General features: G+C 63.4%; 14 protein-coding genes. 11 read left to right on the top strand and 3 right to left on the bottom strand.

All coding sequences use genetic code 11. The annotated features are described in order from the left end of the window. Positions 1–65 precede the first annotated feature (65 nt). Complete coding sequence (locus GV818_RS31270) at positions 66–1,040, top strand: serine/threonine protein kinase (protein ID WP_161758507.1); 975 nt, start codon at positions 66–68, stop codon at positions 1,038–1,040. A gap of 182 nt (positions 1,041–1,222) precedes the next feature. Next, positions 1,223–2,110, top strand: a complete 888-nt coding sequence (gene rarD, locus GV818_RS31265; RefSeq protein WP_161778467.1) for an EamA family transporter RarD — start codon at positions 1,223–1,225, stop codon at positions 2,108–2,110. Between the two features lie 225 nt (positions 2,111–2,335). Here rarD and GV818_RS31260 read toward each other — a convergent pair whose 3' ends face one another. Beyond that, positions 2,336–2,854 carry a glycine cleavage system protein R gene (locus tag GV818_RS31260; RefSeq protein WP_161758509.1) on the bottom strand — a complete coding sequence of 173 codons (519 nt, stop codon included), beginning with the start codon at positions 2,852–2,854 and terminating at the stop codon, positions 2,336–2,338. Positions 2,855–3,452: 598 nt separating this feature from the next. Here GV818_RS31260 and GV818_RS31255 point away from each other — a divergent pair. Continuing rightward, positions 3,453–5,630, top strand: coding sequence for a malate synthase G (locus tag GV818_RS31255; RefSeq protein WP_161778466.1), 2,178 nt, complete (start codon positions 3,453–3,455; stop codon positions 5,628–5,630). A gap of 73 nt (positions 5,631–5,703) precedes the next feature. Here GV818_RS31255 and GV818_RS31250 read toward each other — a convergent pair whose 3' ends face one another. After that, positions 5,704–6,150 (bottom strand): response regulator, encoded by a 447-nt coding sequence (locus tag GV818_RS31250; RefSeq protein WP_161758511.1) that lies wholly within the window; start codon positions 6,148–6,150, stop codon positions 5,704–5,706. Positions 6,151–6,485: 335 nt separating this feature from the next. On the opposite strand from GV818_RS31250, the gene GV818_RS31245 reads away from it, so the two are divergent. The 7 genes from GV818_RS31245 to GV818_RS31215 all read left to right on the top strand — a co-directional run bounded on the left by GV818_RS31245 (position 6,486) and on the right by GV818_RS31215 (position 14,759). Beyond that, on the top strand, positions 6,486–8,420 hold the full coding sequence (locus GV818_RS31245) for a putative nucleotidyltransferase substrate binding domain-containing protein (RefSeq protein WP_161778465.1): 1,935 nt from the start codon (positions 6,486–6,488) through the stop codon (positions 8,418–8,420). Beyond that, positions 8,417–9,124 (top strand): 3'-5' exonuclease, encoded by a 708-nt coding sequence (locus GV818_RS31240; protein WP_161778464.1) that lies wholly within the window; start codon positions 8,417–8,419, stop codon positions 9,122–9,124. The genes GV818_RS31245 and GV818_RS31240 overlap by 4 nt, the downstream gene beginning before the upstream one ends. 133 nt (positions 9,125–9,257) lie before the next feature. Next, positions 9,258–9,776, top strand: coding sequence for an RNA polymerase sigma factor (locus GV818_RS31235; RefSeq protein WP_161778463.1), 519 nt, complete (start codon positions 9,258–9,260; stop codon positions 9,774–9,776). Then, a complete protein-coding gene (locus GV818_RS31230) occupies positions 9,773–10,750 on the top strand; it encodes a FecR domain-containing protein (RefSeq protein ID WP_161778462.1) in 978 nt (325 codons plus the stop codon). The genes GV818_RS31235 and GV818_RS31230 overlap by 4 nt, the downstream gene beginning before the upstream one ends. Before the next feature lie 180 nt (positions 10,751–10,930). After that, positions 10,931–13,390: a TonB-dependent siderophore receptor gene (locus GV818_RS31225; protein ID WP_161778461.1), complete on the top strand. Its 2,460-nt coding sequence runs from the start codon at positions 10,931–10,933 to the stop codon at positions 13,388–13,390. Between the two features lie 62 nt (positions 13,391–13,452). After that, positions 13,453–14,574, top strand: coding sequence for a PepSY-associated TM helix domain-containing protein (locus tag GV818_RS31220; protein WP_161778460.1), 1,122 nt, complete (start codon positions 13,453–13,455; stop codon positions 14,572–14,574). Continuing rightward, the gene (locus GV818_RS31215) at positions 14,571–14,759 is read left to right on the top strand and encodes a hypothetical protein (RefSeq protein WP_161758517.1); all 189 of its coding nucleotides are present in this window, start codon (positions 14,571–14,573) and stop codon (positions 14,757–14,759) included. The genes GV818_RS31220 and GV818_RS31215 overlap by 4 nt, the downstream gene beginning before the upstream one ends. On the opposite strand, the gene GV818_RS31210 is transcribed toward GV818_RS31215, so the two are convergent. Continuing rightward, entirely contained in the window at positions 14,706–15,158 is a 453-nt protein-coding gene (locus tag GV818_RS31210; RefSeq protein ID WP_161758518.1) for a hypothetical protein, read from the bottom strand. The two genes, GV818_RS31215 and GV818_RS31210, sit on opposite strands and share 54 nt — an antisense overlap. A gap of 100 nt (positions 15,159–15,258) precedes the next feature. On the opposite strand from GV818_RS31210, the gene GV818_RS31205 reads away from it, so the two are divergent. Then, complete coding sequence (locus GV818_RS31205) at positions 15,259–15,888, top strand: glutathione S-transferase N-terminal domain-containing protein (protein ID WP_161758519.1); 630 nt, start codon at positions 15,259–15,261, stop codon at positions 15,886–15,888. Positions 15,889–15,955 lie beyond the last annotated feature (67 nt).

Raw genomic sequence — 15,955 nt, 5'->3', positions numbered from 1 at the left:
TTGCCCCCCCGTCTGCGTTACCATTCCCGGTCGGACGCGGCAGCCTGCTGCGCGCAGGAGTAAGCATGTCGCACCCGTTTGAAACACTGACCCCCGACCTGGTTCTCGACGCCGTTGAAAGCATCGGTTTTCTCAGCGACGCTCGAATATTGGCGCTCAACAGCTACGAAAATCGCGTCTATCAAGTGGGCATCGACGAAGGCGAACCGCTGATCGCCAAGTTCTACCGGCCACAGCGCTGGACCAACGACGCGATTCTCGAAGAACACCGTTTCACCTTCGAACTCGCCGAGTGCGAGGTACCCGTAGTGGCGCCGATCATTCACGACGGTGCCAGCCTGTTTGAACATGCCGGCTTTCGCTTCGCATTGTTTCCCCGTCGCGGTGGCCGTGCTCCGGAACCGGGCAACCTGGACCAGTTGTATCGCCTCGGACAGTTACTCGGCCGCCTGCATGCCGTGGGAGCCACCCGCCCTTTCGAACATCGCGAAGCCCTGGGCGTGAAGAACTTCGGCCACGACTCCCTGGCGACCCTGCTGCAAGGCAACTTCATTCCCAAGAGCCTGCTACCGGCCTACGAGTCAGTCGCCCGGGACCTGCTCAAGCGTGTGGAAGAGGTGTACCAGGCCACGCCGCATCAGAACATCCGCATGCACGGTGATTGCCACCCCGGCAACATGATGTGCCGCGACGAGATGTTCCATATCGTCGACCTCGACGACTGCCGCATGGGCCCGGCGGTGCAGGACCTGTGGATGATGCTGGCCGGCGACCGCCAGGAATGCCTCAGCCAGTTGTCCGAACTGATGGACGGCTACAGCGAGTTCCACGATTTCGACCCACGGGAACTGGCGCTGATCGAACCGCTGCGGGCCCTGCGCCTGATGCACTACAGCGCCTGGCTGGCACGGCGCTGGGATGATCCGGCATTCCCCCATAGCTTCCCCTGGTTTGGCAGCGAACGTTACTGGGGCGATCAGGTGCTGGCCTTGCGCGAACAACTGGCGGCCCTCAATGAAGAGCCCCTGAAGCTGTTCTGAACCCTTTGCAAGAGCGCCAGGGCGGCGCTCCGCTGTCGGCGATTGACCTGCCACGCGATGCGTCAGAATGCGTTCGCTGGCAAACCGGCGCCTACACGCTGCGGCGGTGCAAAAGTCAGGACAGGCCTAGACCATTGTCCTTACAATCGCGTCTTTGTTAGCTGCCTAAGCAAGGACTCTGCATGCAAGCCGCCAACCCGCGTCGCGGTTACATTCTGGGCCTGACCGCCTACATCATCTGGGGCCTGTTTCCGCTCTACTTCAAAGCTATCGCCAGCGTGCCCGCCGTGGAAATCATCGTCCATCGGGTGCTCTGGTCGGCGCTGTTCGGCGCCCTGTTGCTGATGGTCTGGAAACACCCGGGCTGGTGGCGCGAGTTGCGGGACAATCCCAAGCGCCTGGCCATCCTGGCCCTGAGTGGCAGCTTGATTGCCGCCAACTGGCTGACCTACGTCTGGTCGGTGAACAACGGACGCATGCTCGAGGCCAGCCTCGGCTACTACATCAACCCACTGGTCAATGTGCTGCTGGGCATGCTGATTCTCGGCGAGCGCCTGCGGCGGCTGCAGTGGCTGGCGGTGATCCTGGCGGCAGTGGGCGTGGCCCAGCAAGTCTGGCAAGTGGGCAGCCTGCCCTGGGTCTCGCTGATGCTGGCGCTGAGCTTCGGCTTCTATGGCCTGATCCGCAAACAGGCCCCGGTCAAGGCGTTGCCGGGATTGGTAGTGGAAACCTGGATGCTGGTGCCCATTGCCCTGGCCTGGCTGCTGCTGCACCCGGATGCCAGCAGCGCCCATGCCGCGTTCTGGACCACCTCCGAAGCCTGGTGGCTAGTGGCCGCGGGGCCCATCACGCTGATCCCCCTGGTGTGCTTCAACGCCGCCGCCCGGGACCTGCCCTACACCACCCTGGGCTTCCTCCAGTACCTGGCGCCGACCCTGGTGTTACTCCAGGCCGTGCTGTTGTTTGGCGAGCACCTGTCCTCCAGCACACTGCTGGCCTTCATGTTCATCTGGGGCGGTCTTGCGGTGTACAGCGTCGATGCCTGGCTCAGCCTGCGGCGCCGTCGCTGATCAATAAACATACAAATCCCTGCAGGCCATATGCACCGTGGCCTGCAACGGTTCTTCCCAAGGTTATCCACAAGCTGATCCCCGTCGTTTGTGCACAAGCCCTTGAAACTGCTGATTTTTTGATCACGCAGCGCAAAGCCACGGCGGGGTTGGGCCAGCGGCGAGTCTCTACAGGTTATCCACAGGTGCATGCACGGTTTACTGGGATAACCCGCAGAGTGGATTTCAAGCCTCGCTGCGCAGCACCAACTCCACCATCAAATCATCCGCCAGGGTTTCCAGGCGCGACTGCAGCACTTCCAGGGACAAGGTCAAAGGCACCGCCAGAATCGCCTCGGCATGGAACAGCGGCTCACTGCTCATGGGGGCCGGCCGCACTTCGGTGACCAACCGTTCGAGGTTGACGCCCTGCTCCGCCAACAAACGGGTGATGTCTCGGACAATTCCCGGACGGTCATTGCCCACCAGTTCCATGGCAATGGGTTTCCAGGTACAGGACTGCTCGATGCCACTTTCCGCGATCAGCACCCGAATGCCTTGGGCCGACAGGCCCTGCAAGGCATCTACCAGTTCATCGTAGGCCTCGGCCGGAACCCCGACCCGCAAGATCCCGGCGAACTGCCCCGCCATGCGCGACAGGCGACTTTCCAGCCAGTTGCCGCCGTGCTCGGCAATGCATTGGGCAATGCGTTCGACCTGGCCGGCCTTGTCCGGGGCAAATACCGTGAGAACGAGATGATCCATGGCGCAGCCCTCTTTTTGTGGGTGAAAGATCAATTATAGGCAGCCTCACTCCCCGCGCCTTGCCCCAAACGAAACCAGCTCATAGCAACAGGTTGTAGGCGCTGGCTTGCCAGCGAAGGCCACACCGCGATCTCAATCCAAGGCCTGCTACCGCTATCTCCCGGCCAGCTTCGCCGGCAAGCCGATTCCTGCCATAGGTTGGATGAAGCAGCAGGCCGAAAGGGCAAAACACAAATCGTGTACAACTTTTTGTATTTATATGGAACAATCCACCGGCTTTTTGAGAACACCGCGCTCCCCAGCGTGACCGCACGGCTTTCTTGAGTCGCGGAACGACGTATTTAGTCTAATTTTCACAAGCGCAATTCATCATGTAGTATGCCGCAGCGCGCACTACATAACGTTGGAACGATGTCTGCCAAGGCTTGATCACAACCCCCGCGACCGCCCATCAGCAAGGCTCTGCCGTTGATTGGAAGGACCCAGCCGCCAGCAATGGCATGTACTGGCGAGCAGGGTTGTGCTTTAAATGGCCGCCGGCTTCATTGTTAATTTGAAGAGCTGAAAAGCGAAATAGCTGAGCAGAGTGAGGCAAGCAATGACTGAACACGTTCAAGTCGGTGGCCTGCAGGTCGCCAGAGTCCTGTTCGACTTCGTGAACAACGAAGCCATTCCCGGTACCGGCCTCACCGCCGACGCGTTCTGGGCCGGTGCCGACAAGGTTATCCATGACCTGGCGCCGAAGAACCAGGCCCTACTCGCCAAACGCGATGATTTCCAGGCGCGGATCGATGCCTGGCACCAGTCTCGTGCCGGCCAGGCGCATGACGCCGTGGCTTATAAAGCCTTCTTGCAAGACATCGGCTACCTGCTGCCAGAAGCGGCGGATTTCCAGGCCACGACGCAAAACGTCGATGAAGAAATCGCCCGCATGGCCGGCCCGCAGTTGGTGGTGCCGGTGATGAATGCGCGCTTTGCCCTCAACGCCTCGAACGCCCGCTGGGGCTCGCTGTACGACGCGCTGTACGGCACCGACGCGATCAGCGAAGCCGATGGCGCGGAAAAGGGCAAAGGCTACAACAAGGTCCGCGGCGACAAGGTCATCGCCTTCGCCCGCGCCTTCCTCGATGAATCCGTGCCGCTGACTGCCGGCTCCCACGTCGATTCCGTGAGCTACAAGATTGTCGGCGGCAAGCTGGTAGTGGGCCTCAAGGGCGGCAGCAACAGTGGCCTGCGCAACGACGCCCAGCTGATCGGCTATCAAGGCGAAGCTGCAGCACCTACCGCGATCCTGCTCAAGCACAACGGCCTGCACTTCGAAATCCAGATCGACGCCGCAAGCCCGGTCGGCCAGACCGACGCCGCCGGGGTCAAGGACCTGCTGATGGAAGCGGCCCTGACCACCATCATGGACTGCGAAGACTCGGTCGCCGCCGTCGACGCCGATGACAAAGTGGTGATCTACCGCAACTGGCTCGGCCTGATGAAGGGCGACCTGGCGGAAGAAGTGGCCAAGGGCGGCAAGTCCTTCACCCGCACCATGAACGCCGACCGCGAGTACACCGGCGTCGACGGTTCGACAGTGAAGCTGCATGGCCGCTCGCTGCTGTTCGTGCGTAACGTCGGCCACCTGATGACCATCGACGCGATCCTCGACAAGCATGGCAACGAAGTGCCGGAAGGCATCCTCGACGGCCTGATCACCAGCCTCGCGGCAATCCATAACCTCAACGGCAGCAGCTCGCGCAAGAACAGCCGCACCGGCTCGGTCTACATCGTCAAGCCGAAGATGCACGGCCCTGAAGAAGCCGCGTTCACCAACGAGCTGTTCGGTCGCATCGAAGAGGTGCTGAACCTGCCGCGCAACACCCTGAAAGTCGGGATCATGGACGAGGAGCGCCGCACCACGGTCAACCTAAAGGCCTGCATCAAGGCGGCCAGCGAGCGCGTGGTGTTCATCAACACCGGCTTCCTCGACCGTACCGGCGACGAGATCCATACCTCCATGGAAGCCGGCGCCATGGTGCGCAAGGCCGATATGAAGGCCGAGAAATGGATCGGTGCCTACGAAAACTGGAACGTCGACATCGGCCTGTCCACCGGCCTGCAAGGTCGTGCGCAGATCGGCAAGGGCATGTGGGCCATGCCGGACCTGATGGCTGCCATGCTCGAACAGAAGATCGCCCACCCGCTGGCCGGTGCCAACACCGCCTGGGTGCCGTCGCCGACCGCTGCTGCGCTGCACGCGCTGCACTACCACAAGGTCGACGTGTTCGCCCGTCAGGCCGAACTGGCCAAGCGCACCCGAGCTTCGGTGGACGACATCCTGACCATCCCCCTGGCCAGCGATACCAACTGGTCGGCCGAGCAGATCAAGAACGAACTGGACAACAACGCCCAGGGCATTCTCGGTTACGTGGTGCGCTGGATCGACCAGGGCGTGGGCTGTTCGAAGGTGCCGGACATCAACGATGTCGGCCTGATGGAAGACCGTGCAACCCTGCGCATCTCCAGCCAGCACATCGCCAACTGGCTGCGTCACGGTGTGGTCACCCAGGAGCAGGTGCTGGAAAGCCTCAAGCGCATGGCTCCGGTGGTTGACCGGCAGAACGCCGGCGACGCGCTGTACCGTCCGCTGGCACCGAACTTCGACAGCAACATCGCCTTCCAGGCGGCGCTGGAGTTGGTGATCGAAGGCACCAAGCAGCCCAACGGCTACACCGAGCCGGTCCTGCACCGTCGCCGTCGCGAGTTCAAGGCCAAGAACGGCCTCTAAGAACCCGCTGCAAGCGCAATGAAAAAGCCCCGGTCCTGCGACCGGGGCTTTTTTATGGGCGCTGAACCGACGCCTACAGGACCACGCCCAGTTCGTGCTTGACCAAGGCCAGGAGCTTGCTGGTGTCGATGGGCTTGAGCAGAAAGTCCACCACGTTCAGGTGCATCGCAGCGATTGCATCACGCACATCGGCATCGCCGGAAATGATGATGATCGGCAGCTCCGCCCGCTCCGATTCACGCACCTGGCGGATCAGGTCCAGACCACTGCAGGGGGCCATGCGCAGATCGGTGATCAACAAGCCAATGGATTGGTTCGATTCGAGCAATTCAAGCGCCGCCTTGCCGCTGGCGGCCGTGAGGCAACGGATGCCGTCCAGACCAAGAATTTCCGCCAACAGTTCCCGTGCATCCTTGTCGTCATCGGCGATCAATACGCGCAGCGACGGCAGATCCGGCTCCAGCATGATCGCACTCAGCGCCTCGCGCTCGGCGTCACTCAAAATATCGTGGTCGGACATACATTTCTCTACATGAACAGATCAATCCCCTAGCACAGTGGTCAGACATCGCTAAGCAGGCCTTCAATGTGCACTTCGTCGGAAAATTTTCCAAGAGTCTTGATCAGAGCTTTTTCGCATTGATTACCGACGGCTCAAAGCCAAATGTCAGAGGTTGTACCCGCGCACGAGCCTGTTGCGGCGCAGCGCCGAAGGCACCCAGCGCGCAGCATGATCAACGCTCAGGCGGTCTGCGGGCTGAACCTAGACTTACGTCCAATGGGCACCCTCGGCACGGGGGCCGACCATGACCGTGATCCGACCACAACAAATCCAAAAAGACTGCGGTAATCGTTATGAGTAAAACGGACGCCTTCACCCAGGCCGGGAAGACCGCGGTGTTGCAGAACATTCAAGGGACGGTGCAGTTCCTACAGCGGTTCCCGCCCTTCAACCAGATGGAGAACACCCATCTGGCCTACCTCGTGGAACAATGCCAGCTGCGTTTCTATGGCCCCGGCGACAGCATCATCAAGCCCACCGACGGCCCGGTTGAGCACTTCTACATCGTCAAGCAAGGTCGTGTGGTCGGCGAACGTACCCACGCCGCCAAGGGCGGCACCGAAACCACCTTCGAAATCACCAGCGGCGAATGCTTCCCGCTGGCCGCACTGCTAGGCGAACGGGCGACACGCACCGAGCATCGTGCCGCCGAAGACACCTTCTGCCTGCAACTGAACAAGAGTGCCTTCATCAAGCTGTTCGCCCTGTCCGCGGAGTTTCGCGACTTCGCCCTGCGTGGGGTCAGCAGCCTGCTGGACCAGGTCAATCAACAGGTCAAGCAAAAGGCCGTGGAAACCCTCGGCACCCAATACTCGCTGAACACTCGCCTTGGCGATCTGGCCATGCGCCATCCGGTGGCCTGCAGCCCGCAGACGCCCCTGCGCGAAGCCGTGTCGCTGATGCACGAACAACAAGTGGGCAGCATCGTGGTGGTGGACGAACACAAAGCGCCCCTGGGCATCTTTACCTTGCGCGACCTGCGCCAGGTAGTGGCCGACGGCAGCCAGGACCTCAACCAGCCCATCGAACGGCACATGACCCAGACGCCGTTCTTCCTCAGCCCGGACCACAGCGCCTTCGATGCAGCCATCGCCATGACCGAGCGGCACATCGCCCACGTCTGCCTGGTGAAAGAACAACGCCTGTGCGGCGTGGTCTCCGAGCGCGACCTGTTTTCCCTGCAGCGGGTCGACCTGGTGCACTTGGCGCGGACCATCCGTAACGCGCCCCGGGTCGAACACCTGGTGGCGCTGCGGGGCGAGATCGGCCAGTTGGTGGAACGCATGCTGGCCCACGGCGCGTCGTCGACCCAGATCACCCACATCATCACCCTGCTCAACGATCACACGGTGTGCCGGGTGATCGAACTGACCCTGGCCGACAAGGGCGACCCGGGCGTGCCCTTCAGCTGGCTGTGTTTCGGCAGCGAAGGCCGGCGCGAACAGACCCTGCACACCGACCAGGACAACGGCATCCTGTTCGAGGCCCAGGACGCGGCCCAAGCAGCGCAGATCCGCGGCCAGCTGCTGCCCATCGCCCAACAGATCAACCAGAGCCTGGCCCAGTGCGGCTTCACCCTGTGCAAGGGCAACATCATGGCCGGCAACCCCGAGCTGTGCCTGTCCCGTGCCGAGTGGGCCCGGCGCTTTGCCGCCTTCATCCGCGAGGCGACCCCGGAGAACCTGCTGGGTTCGAGCATCTATTTCGACCTGCGGGTGGTCTGGGGCGATGAACAGAGCGCCGAACAGCTGCGCCGGGGCATCCTCGACCAGGTGGCGGACAACCGTCTGTTCCAACGCATGATGGCGGAAAACGCCCTGCGCCAGCGCCCGCCCGTGGGGCGTTTTCGCGAGTTCGTGCTGGCCAGGAAGAATGGCGAAAAGGCCACCCTCGACCTCAAGGTCCAGGGCCTCACCCCCTTCGTCGACGGCGCCCGGCTGCTGGCCCTGGCCAACGGCATCGGCGCGATCAATACCCTGGAGCGCCTGCGCCAACTGGTGTCCAAACAAGTGATCGAGCCCCTGGACGGCGCGGCTTATGAAGAGGCCTATCACTTCATCCAGCAGACCCGCATGCAGCAGCACCAGCGCCAGACCCGCGAGAACCAGCCCTATTCCAACCGGGTCGACCCGGACAGCCTCAACCACCTGGACCGGCGCATCCTGCGTGAATCCCTGCGCCAGGCCCAGCGCCTGCAAAGCAGCCTGGCATTGCGGTACCAGCTATGAGCCTGTTTGCCTGGTTCCGCCCTGCGGTCAGCGTACTGAGCGCCGAGCAGCAACAGCGTCGCGATCGCCTGCCGGCCTTCACCGAACTCAATGAAAGCAGCCTGCGCGAGCAGCGCTGGGTGGTGGTGGACGTGGAAACCACCGGCCTCAACCTCAACCGCGACCAGGTGTTGTCCATCGGCGCGGTGGTGATCGAGGACGGCGCCATCGACTTCAGCCAACAGTTCGAGCGCACCCTGCAGCGCGAGGGACACAAACTCAGCCCCAGCGTACTGATCCATGGCCTGGGCCCCAGCGCCATCGCCGCGGGATGCGATCCAGTGGAGGCGCTGCTGGACTTCATGGAGTTTGTCGGCGACAGCCCGCTGCTGGCCTTTCATGCCCCGTTCGACCAGCACATGCTCGGCCGGGCGTTGAAGGACAGCCTGGGCTATCGCCTGCAACACAGCTTCCTCGATGTCGCTGACATGGCGCCTTTGCTGTGCCCTCAGGCACTGATTCGTGAAGCCGGGCTGGATGATTGGGTCCAGTGGTTCAAGCTGCAGGTGGTGGAGCGGCACAACGCGGCCGCCGATGCCATGGCCACCGCGGAGTTGGCGCTGATCCTGTTCAACCGCGCGCGCCAGCAGCAGATTCACAGCCCCTTGAACCTGCAGCAACGCCTCAGTCAATGGAAGCGCCGCCAGCAAGCGCCCTCGTTCTGATCCTCGATGAGGGAGCTTGCTCCCTCATTGCAACCGGTCGGCAGCCGACCAGCGTCAATTGCGCCACTGTTTCGCCTCTGCCACAATCGCGAATAATTCTCGTTAGTTTAAACTTCTCGATTGGTGAGTCCCGTTGTCCTCAGTCCAAAGCCCTCACAATGAGCTGGTTGGTGCGTTGTATCGCGACCATCGCAGTTGGCTATTGGCCTGGCTGCGGCGCAACGTTGCCTGTGCACAACGGGCCGAGGACCTGAGCCAGGACACCTTCGTACGCCTGCTGGGCCGCGAAGAGCTCAAGGCCCCCCGGGAGCCGCGGGCCTTTCTGGTGGCCATCGCCAAGGGCCTGCTGTTCGACTATTTTCGCCGCGCCGCGCTGGAACAGGCCTACCTCACTGAGCTGATGCTGATCCCGGAAGACGAGCAACCGTCGCCGGAAGAACAGCAGATGATCCTCGAGGACCTCAAGGCCATCGACCGCCTGCTGGGCAAACTCTCGAGCAAGGCCCGGGCGGCCTTCCTCTATAACCGTCTCGATGGCTTGAGCCACGCCGAGATCGCCGAGCGCCTCGGGGTCTCGGTGCCCCGGGTACGCCAGTACCTGGCCCAGGGCATCCGCCAGTGCTACATCGCCCTGTACGGGGAGCCGGCATGACCCCCATCAGTTCCAAACCGGTGTCCGCCCAGGTGCTGGATGCCGCCATTGCCTGGCAGTTGTCCCTGGACGGTGGCGCCAGTGCAGTAGAGCGCGAAGAGTTCGCCAAATGGCATGCCGCCCATGAAGAACACGCCCGCGCCTGGCGCCAGCTGGGCATGCTCGATCAGCGCTTCAGCGTGGCGTCGGGCCCGGCCCGCAGTGCCTTGCTGCAGTCCCGGGAAGGCCTGCGGCGGCGCATGCGCAGCTTCGGACGCGGCGTCGCCAGCGTGGTGCTGGTAGTCGGGCTGGCGTTGTTTGCTGGGCAGCGTTACCTGCCCGTGGACTACTGGCTGGCCGACCAGCGCACCGCCACCGGCGAGCAGCGCACCTTGCGTCTATCCGATGGCACCCTGATCAACCTCAATACCCACAGTGCCCTGGACGTGCACTTCGATGAGAAGCAACGACGGATCGTGCTCCAGGAAGGCGAGATCCTCATCGAGACCGGGCACAACGATAGCCGCCCATTCATCGTCGAAACCCGTGATGGGCGGATGCGCGCCCTGGGCACGCGGTTCCTGGTCAAGCGCGAAGCACAAGGCACCCGCCTGAGCGTGCTGCAATCTGCGGTGGCCGCACGCGCGCAAGCCGGCCAGGACGAGCAGGTGTTCAAGGAAGGCCAGCAAGTCCTGATGCGCCGCGACGGCCTGGGTCCGCTGCAGGCCCTGAACCTGGGGGCCGATGCCTGGACCCGGGGCATGCTGGTGGTGGACAACGCCCGCCTCGCAGACCTGATCGACGAGTTGGGCCGCTATCGCCGCGGCCACCTCGGCGTCGCCCCGGAAGTGGCGGACCTGCGCATCACCGGCAGCTTCCCGCTACAGGACACCGACCTGGCACTGAATGCCCTGCTGCCAACCCTGCCAGTGAAGATCGAGCGGCACACCCCTTGGTGGGTAACCGTGGTGGCCAAGGCCGACGCCAAACCCTGAGGTCGGTGTCGCAGCCTTCGCCAGCAAGCTGGCTCCTACACCGGCCCGGTAGGAGCTGGCTTGCCAGCGAATCGCCCTCAATCAATCTAAATCTAAATTATTTTCAATCCGCCCTATCACTTTTCCAATCTCGTCCGGCACCTAGGCAATTGCGAAACATTTCCATTCAGGAGCCGCCGTATGTCCCGCCCGCTAGACACCCTGTTGCGCCCCAGCCTGCTGGCCGTTGCCATCGCCTTCAGCGCCCCCTTGGCCAGCCCGGCGCTGATGGCTGCCGAACAGGCCTCCAGCGTGCGCGCCTACAACCTGCCGGCCGCGCCCCTGGCCAGCACCCTGAACCAGATTGCCAGCCAAGCCGGCCTGGCCCTGAGCCTGCCCCCTTCCCTGGCGACCGGTAAAACCTCGGCTCCCGTCAAAGGCCAGTTCGACGCCCCGGGCGCCCTGCGTGAAGCACTGCGCGGCACCGGCCTGCAACTGGAGCACAGCAGCGCCGGCACCTACAGTCTGGTGGCGGCACCTGAAGGCGTAGTGGCCCTGCCGGAAACCAGTATCACCGGCCAGGGCAGCTATGAAACGGCCTGGGGACCGGTCGAGGGCTACATGGCCAAGCGCACTGCCGTCGGCACCAAGACCGATACCGAACTGCGTGAAGTGCCCCGCTCCATCTCGGTCGCGACCCGTGAGCAGATGAGCGACCGTGCGGTGCAGAACCTCGACGATGCCGTACGCTACATGCCCGGCGTCACCGCCAGCAGCTACGGCAGCGACAGCCGCGCCGAATGGCTGAAGGTCCGGGGCTTCGAGCCCACCCAGTTCCTCGATGGCCTGCCCCTGCCAAAGGGCACCTACACCATGCCCAAGCTGGAAACCTGGGACCTGGAGCGCGTGGCCCTGCTCCGCGGCCCGGCTTCTTCGGTCTACGGCCAGACCCCACCCGGGGGCTTGCTGGACATGGTCAGCCGCCGTCCGGAAGACAGCAGCAGCCACGAAGTGCAACTGCAGATCGGCAGCTACCAGCGCAAGCAGATCAGCTTCGACAGCACCGGCCCCATCGATGACCAAGGGCGCTTCCTGTACCGCGTCAGCGGCGTGGTCCGCGACAGCAACACCGCCATCGAGCACAACCAGGACAAGCGTTACAACCTGGCTCCCAGCCTGACCTGGAACATCGACGAAGACACCAAGCTGACCTTCCTCAGCCAGTTCAACCGCGACGATACCGGCATCACCAGCCAGTTCCTGCCGTTGCAGGGCACCAAGCTGGCGAGCCCGGCGGGCGAGATCAAGTACCACAAGAACCTCGGCGATCCGAGCTGGGAATACTACGACAAGACCTACTACGCACTGGGTTATGCCTTCGAGCACCGCCTGGACGACGTCTGGCAGTTCCGCCAGAACCTGCGCTACACCAAGAGCGACCTGTCGTTCCAGGGCATCACCGCCGGCGGCAGCTACTGGCCCAACAAGCCCGACCAGGCGGTGAGTGCCGACGGCACTGTGCGCCGTGGCGCCAACATCGTCGACGAGGACATCAGCCAGTTCGCCGTGGACAACAACTTCCAGGCCGACTTCAACACCGGCGAGCTCAAGCACACCCTGTTGCTGGGCCTGGACTACCAGCGCGTCAACACCAACTACAAGTGGCTGTACGGTGAAGCGCCCACCAGCAACATCATCAACCCGATCTACGGCCAGGACTTCAGCAAGGTCGCCTACTTCGCGTACAACGACTACAACCAGAAACGCCAGGGCACCGGGCTCTACGTCCAGGACCAGATGGCCCTGGACAACTGGCGCCTGACCCTGGGCGGACGCCAGGACTGGCTGCACACCGACTCCAGGTTCTACAACATCGCCAACAAGCCCCAGGATGAGCGCAACGACCAGGCCTTCACCGGCAATGCGGCCCTCAGCTACGTCTTCGATTCGGGCTTCACCCCTTACATCTCCTACGCCGAGTCCTTCCAGGCCGAACCCGGCGGCAACGCCAAGGGCCAGGCCTTCGAACCCAGCACCGGCAAGCAGTACGAACTGGGCCTCAAGTACCAGCCTCCAGGCAGCGACATGCTGTTCACTGCCGCGGTATACGACCTGACCCGACAGAACATCGTCCTCACCGACAGCCTGGGCGTCAGCCGGCCCCTGGGCGAAGCCAAGGTCCGTGGCTTCGAGCTGGAAGCGGTGGGCAACGTCAATGAGAACCTCAAGCTGACGGCCGCCTATACCTATGCCAACAGCAAGATGACCAAGGTCGGCGACCCTCAGGACAAGAACCGTCCGCTGCCTCTGACCCCGGAAAACCAGGCTTCGATCTGGGCCGACTACACCTGGCACAACGGGCTGCTGGACGGCTTCGGCGTAGGCTTCGGTGCCCGCTACATCGGCGAGACCAACAACGTCCCGGCAGGCAACCTGGCCTATGTCGCCCGCAAGTCCGACGGCGACACCGCGTCCTACACCGTCTATGACGCCGCGGTGCACTACGACCTCGGCCGCCTGGACAATTCGCTCAAGGGCGCCAGTGTGGCCCTCAACGCCAACAACGTGTTCGACAAGGAATACATGTCGACCTGCGACGGTACCTATTGCTACTACGGCGACCGCCGCAATGTCATGGCCAGCGTGAATTACAAATTCTAAGAAGGGAAAACCCTCACCTAAGGGCCGCCTGAACCGCGGCCCTTTTGCCTGTTGGAGCCTCGATGAAAAGCAAGACAATCCGCCGCTGGTCCTTTATCCACACCTGGACCAGCCTGATCTGCACGGTGTTTCTACTGCTACTGGCGCTCACCGGCCTGCCGCTGATCTTCCACCACGAGATCGACCACCTGCTGGGGGACTCCCCCGAGCTGCGGGAGATGCCCGCCGACACCCCGCACCTGGACCTGCAACAGCTGGTCAAGGCCGCCGAGGCTCACCGCCCGGGCGAGGTGATGCAGTACTTCGGCTGGGACGACGACGAGCCCAATGGCGTGATGACCATCATGGCCAAGACCGCCGGCACCGAGCCCAACTCCTCCCACACCTTCATGCTCGACGCCCGCACCGGCGAGCCCGTAGCCATGCCCTCGGCCAATGGCGGGCTGATGATGGTCATGCTGCGCCTGCATGTGGATATGTTTGCCGAGCTGCCGGGCAAGCTGCTGCTGGCCTTCATGGGCATTCTCTTCGTGCTGGCGATCATCTCCGGCACGGTGCTCTACCTGCCGTTCATGCGCCGACTGAAGTTCGCCACGGTGCGCCAGGACAAATCCAGCCGCCTGCGCTGGCTCGACCTGCACAACCTGATCGGCGTGGTGACCCTGACCTGGGCGCTGGTGGTCGGCGTGACCGGGGTGATCAGCGCCTGCGCCGACCTGATCATCGCCGCCTGGCGCAACGACAGCCTCAGCGCCATGGTCGCGCCCTATCGCGATGCACCACCACTGGCCTCGCTGGCCCCGGCCAGCCGATTGCTGGATATCGCCCGGGAAGCCGCTCCAGGCATGCAGCCGGACTTCATCGCCTTCCCCGGCACACGCTTCTCCAGCGAGCACCACTACGCGGTGTTCCTCAAGGGCGGCAGCCACTTGACCTCGCACCTGCTGACCCCAGTGCTGATCGACGCCAGCAGCCTGCAAGTCACCGCCGTCGGCGGGCGGCCCTGGTACATGGACGCCATGGGCATGGCCCAGCCGCTGCATTTCGGCGACTACGGCGGCATGCCGATGAAGGTGCTGTGGGCAGCAATGGATGTGTTGACCATCATCGTCCTGGGCAGCGGCCTGTACCTGTGGACAGTTCGCAGGCGGACCGCCAGGCCGATTCAGGAGGCGCGCCCATGAAGCCCCGGCAGTCGAACTTCTGGAAGGTCTTCGCCGCGCCCCTGGGCATCGGCCTGTTGAGCGCCGCCGGGTTGTTCGCGGCGCTGCTGGGGGATGGCGCCTGGGACAGCCTGAGCTGGCTCGGCCTGGGCCTACCGACGCTGATCGCCCTGCGCGGCCTGTTGCGGCGCAAGCCTGCGGCCTGAACCCGGCGCCGGGAAACCACGCCACAGGTACATCGAGAGCCCGAGGCCGACCAGCATCACCGGAATGAACACACGGTTTTCCTGGAACGCCTCGATGGCCACCAGCACGCTGAACAAGGCCAGCCCCAGCAGCGGTACATAGCTGGCCGCCAGGCTCCAGCGCCACAGTTGGGTCACCGGATCGGGACCGCGCAGGCACAGCAGGGCGCACACCAGGCCTGGCAGGGCCAGCGCCGGCAGGGCCCAGTACCAGGCCATGTAGGCGAACGCCATGATCAGCTCCGGTTCACCCTCGCCCTTGCGGCGGAATTCGTATTGCAGGGCCAGATACACCGCCAGCGCGCCCAACAGGGTCAGGGCCAGGCTGTACAACCCGTGTAGAAGATAGGACCTGCGCACTCATTGCTCCTTGTCTGTACTGCCAGTCGCCCCTGTGGCCAATGCCACAGGCTGCGCTAAGATCCCCGGGCTGCGAGACTTCCACCCGCGAGGAATATTCATGTCCACCCCAAGCATGACGCTGTTCCACAACCCGGCATCACCTTACGTACGCAAAGTCATGGTGCTGCTGCATGAAACCGGACAACTGAACCGTGTGGCCCTGCAAGCCTGCCAATTGACCCCGGTCAGCCCGGACGCCGCACTGAACCAGGACAACCCCCTGGGCAAGATCCCCGCCCTGCGCCTGGACGACGGCCAGGTGCTGTACGACAGCCGGGTGATTCTCGACTACCTGGACCAGCAGCATGTCGGCAACCCACTGATTCCTCGTGAAGGCCCGGCCCGCTGGCGGCGCCTGACCCTGGCAGCGCTGGCTGACGGCATCATGGATGCCTCGGTGCTGATCCGCTACGAACTGGCCCTGCGCGCCCCGGAGAAACACTGGGAGCAGTGGCTCGACGGCCAGCGCGACAAGATCCGGCGCGCCCTGGCAGTGCTTGAGGCCGAGGCGATTGCCGAGTTGGCCAGCCACTTCGACGTGGCCGCCATCAGCGTCGCCTGCGCCCTGGGTTACCTGGATTTCCGTCACCCGCAGCTGGACTGGCGCCAGGACCAGCCCAAGCTTGCCGGCTGGTACGCCGAGGTCAGCCAGCGAACCTCAATGCTCGAGACCCGGCCACCGGCTTAATCGGTCAGGCGGTCCGGCCTCTTCGCCCCGCTCCTGCAGGAGCCGGACGGACGGCGTTGCGCCTGCT

This window comes from Pseudomonas sp. Fl4BN1, from assembly GCF_009908285.1.
Taxonomy (GTDB): domain Bacteria; phylum Pseudomonadota; class Gammaproteobacteria; order Pseudomonadales; family Pseudomonadaceae; genus Aquipseudomonas.
Note: the sequence above shows the minus strand (reverse complement) of the source record. Positions and strands in the feature narration are given on the sequence as shown.

Coding starts and splice junctions, on each gene's coding strand:
- GV818_RS31240 (WP_161778464.1), top strand. CDS start 8,417: ATGAGCCTGTTTGCCTGGTTCCGCCCTGCGGTCAGCGTACTGAGCGCC.
- GV818_RS31220 (WP_161778460.1), top strand. CDS start 13,453: ATGAAAAGCAAGACAATCCGCCGCTGGTCCTTTATCCACACCTGGACC.
- GV818_RS31215 (WP_161758517.1), top strand. CDS start 14,571: ATGAAGCCCCGGCAGTCGAACTTCTGGAAGGTCTTCGCCGCGCCCCTG.
- rarD (WP_161778467.1), top strand. CDS start 1,223: ATGCAAGCCGCCAACCCGCGTCGCGGTTACATTCTGGGCCTGACCGCC.
- GV818_RS31255 (WP_161778466.1), top strand. CDS start 3,453: ATGACTGAACACGTTCAAGTCGGTGGCCTGCAGGTCGCCAGAGTCCTG.
- GV818_RS31250 (WP_161758511.1), bottom strand. CDS start 6,150: ATGTCCGACCACGATATTTTGAGTGACGCCGAGCGCGAGGCGCTGAGT.
- GV818_RS31270 (WP_161758507.1), top strand. CDS start 66: ATGTCGCACCCGTTTGAAACACTGACCCCCGACCTGGTTCTCGACGCC.
- GV818_RS31225 (WP_161778461.1), top strand. CDS start 10,931: ATGTCCCGCCCGCTAGACACCCTGTTGCGCCCCAGCCTGCTGGCCGTT.
- GV818_RS31245 (WP_161778465.1), top strand. CDS start 6,486: ATGAGTAAAACGGACGCCTTCACCCAGGCCGGGAAGACCGCGGTGTTG.
- GV818_RS31230 (WP_161778462.1), top strand. CDS start 9,773: ATGACCCCCATCAGTTCCAAACCGGTGTCCGCCCAGGTGCTGGATGCC.
- GV818_RS31205 (WP_161758519.1), top strand. CDS start 15,259: ATGTCCACCCCAAGCATGACGCTGTTCCACAACCCGGCATCACCTTAC.
- GV818_RS31260 (WP_161758509.1), bottom strand. CDS start 2,854: ATGGATCATCTCGTTCTCACGGTATTTGCCCCGGACAAGGCCGGCCAG.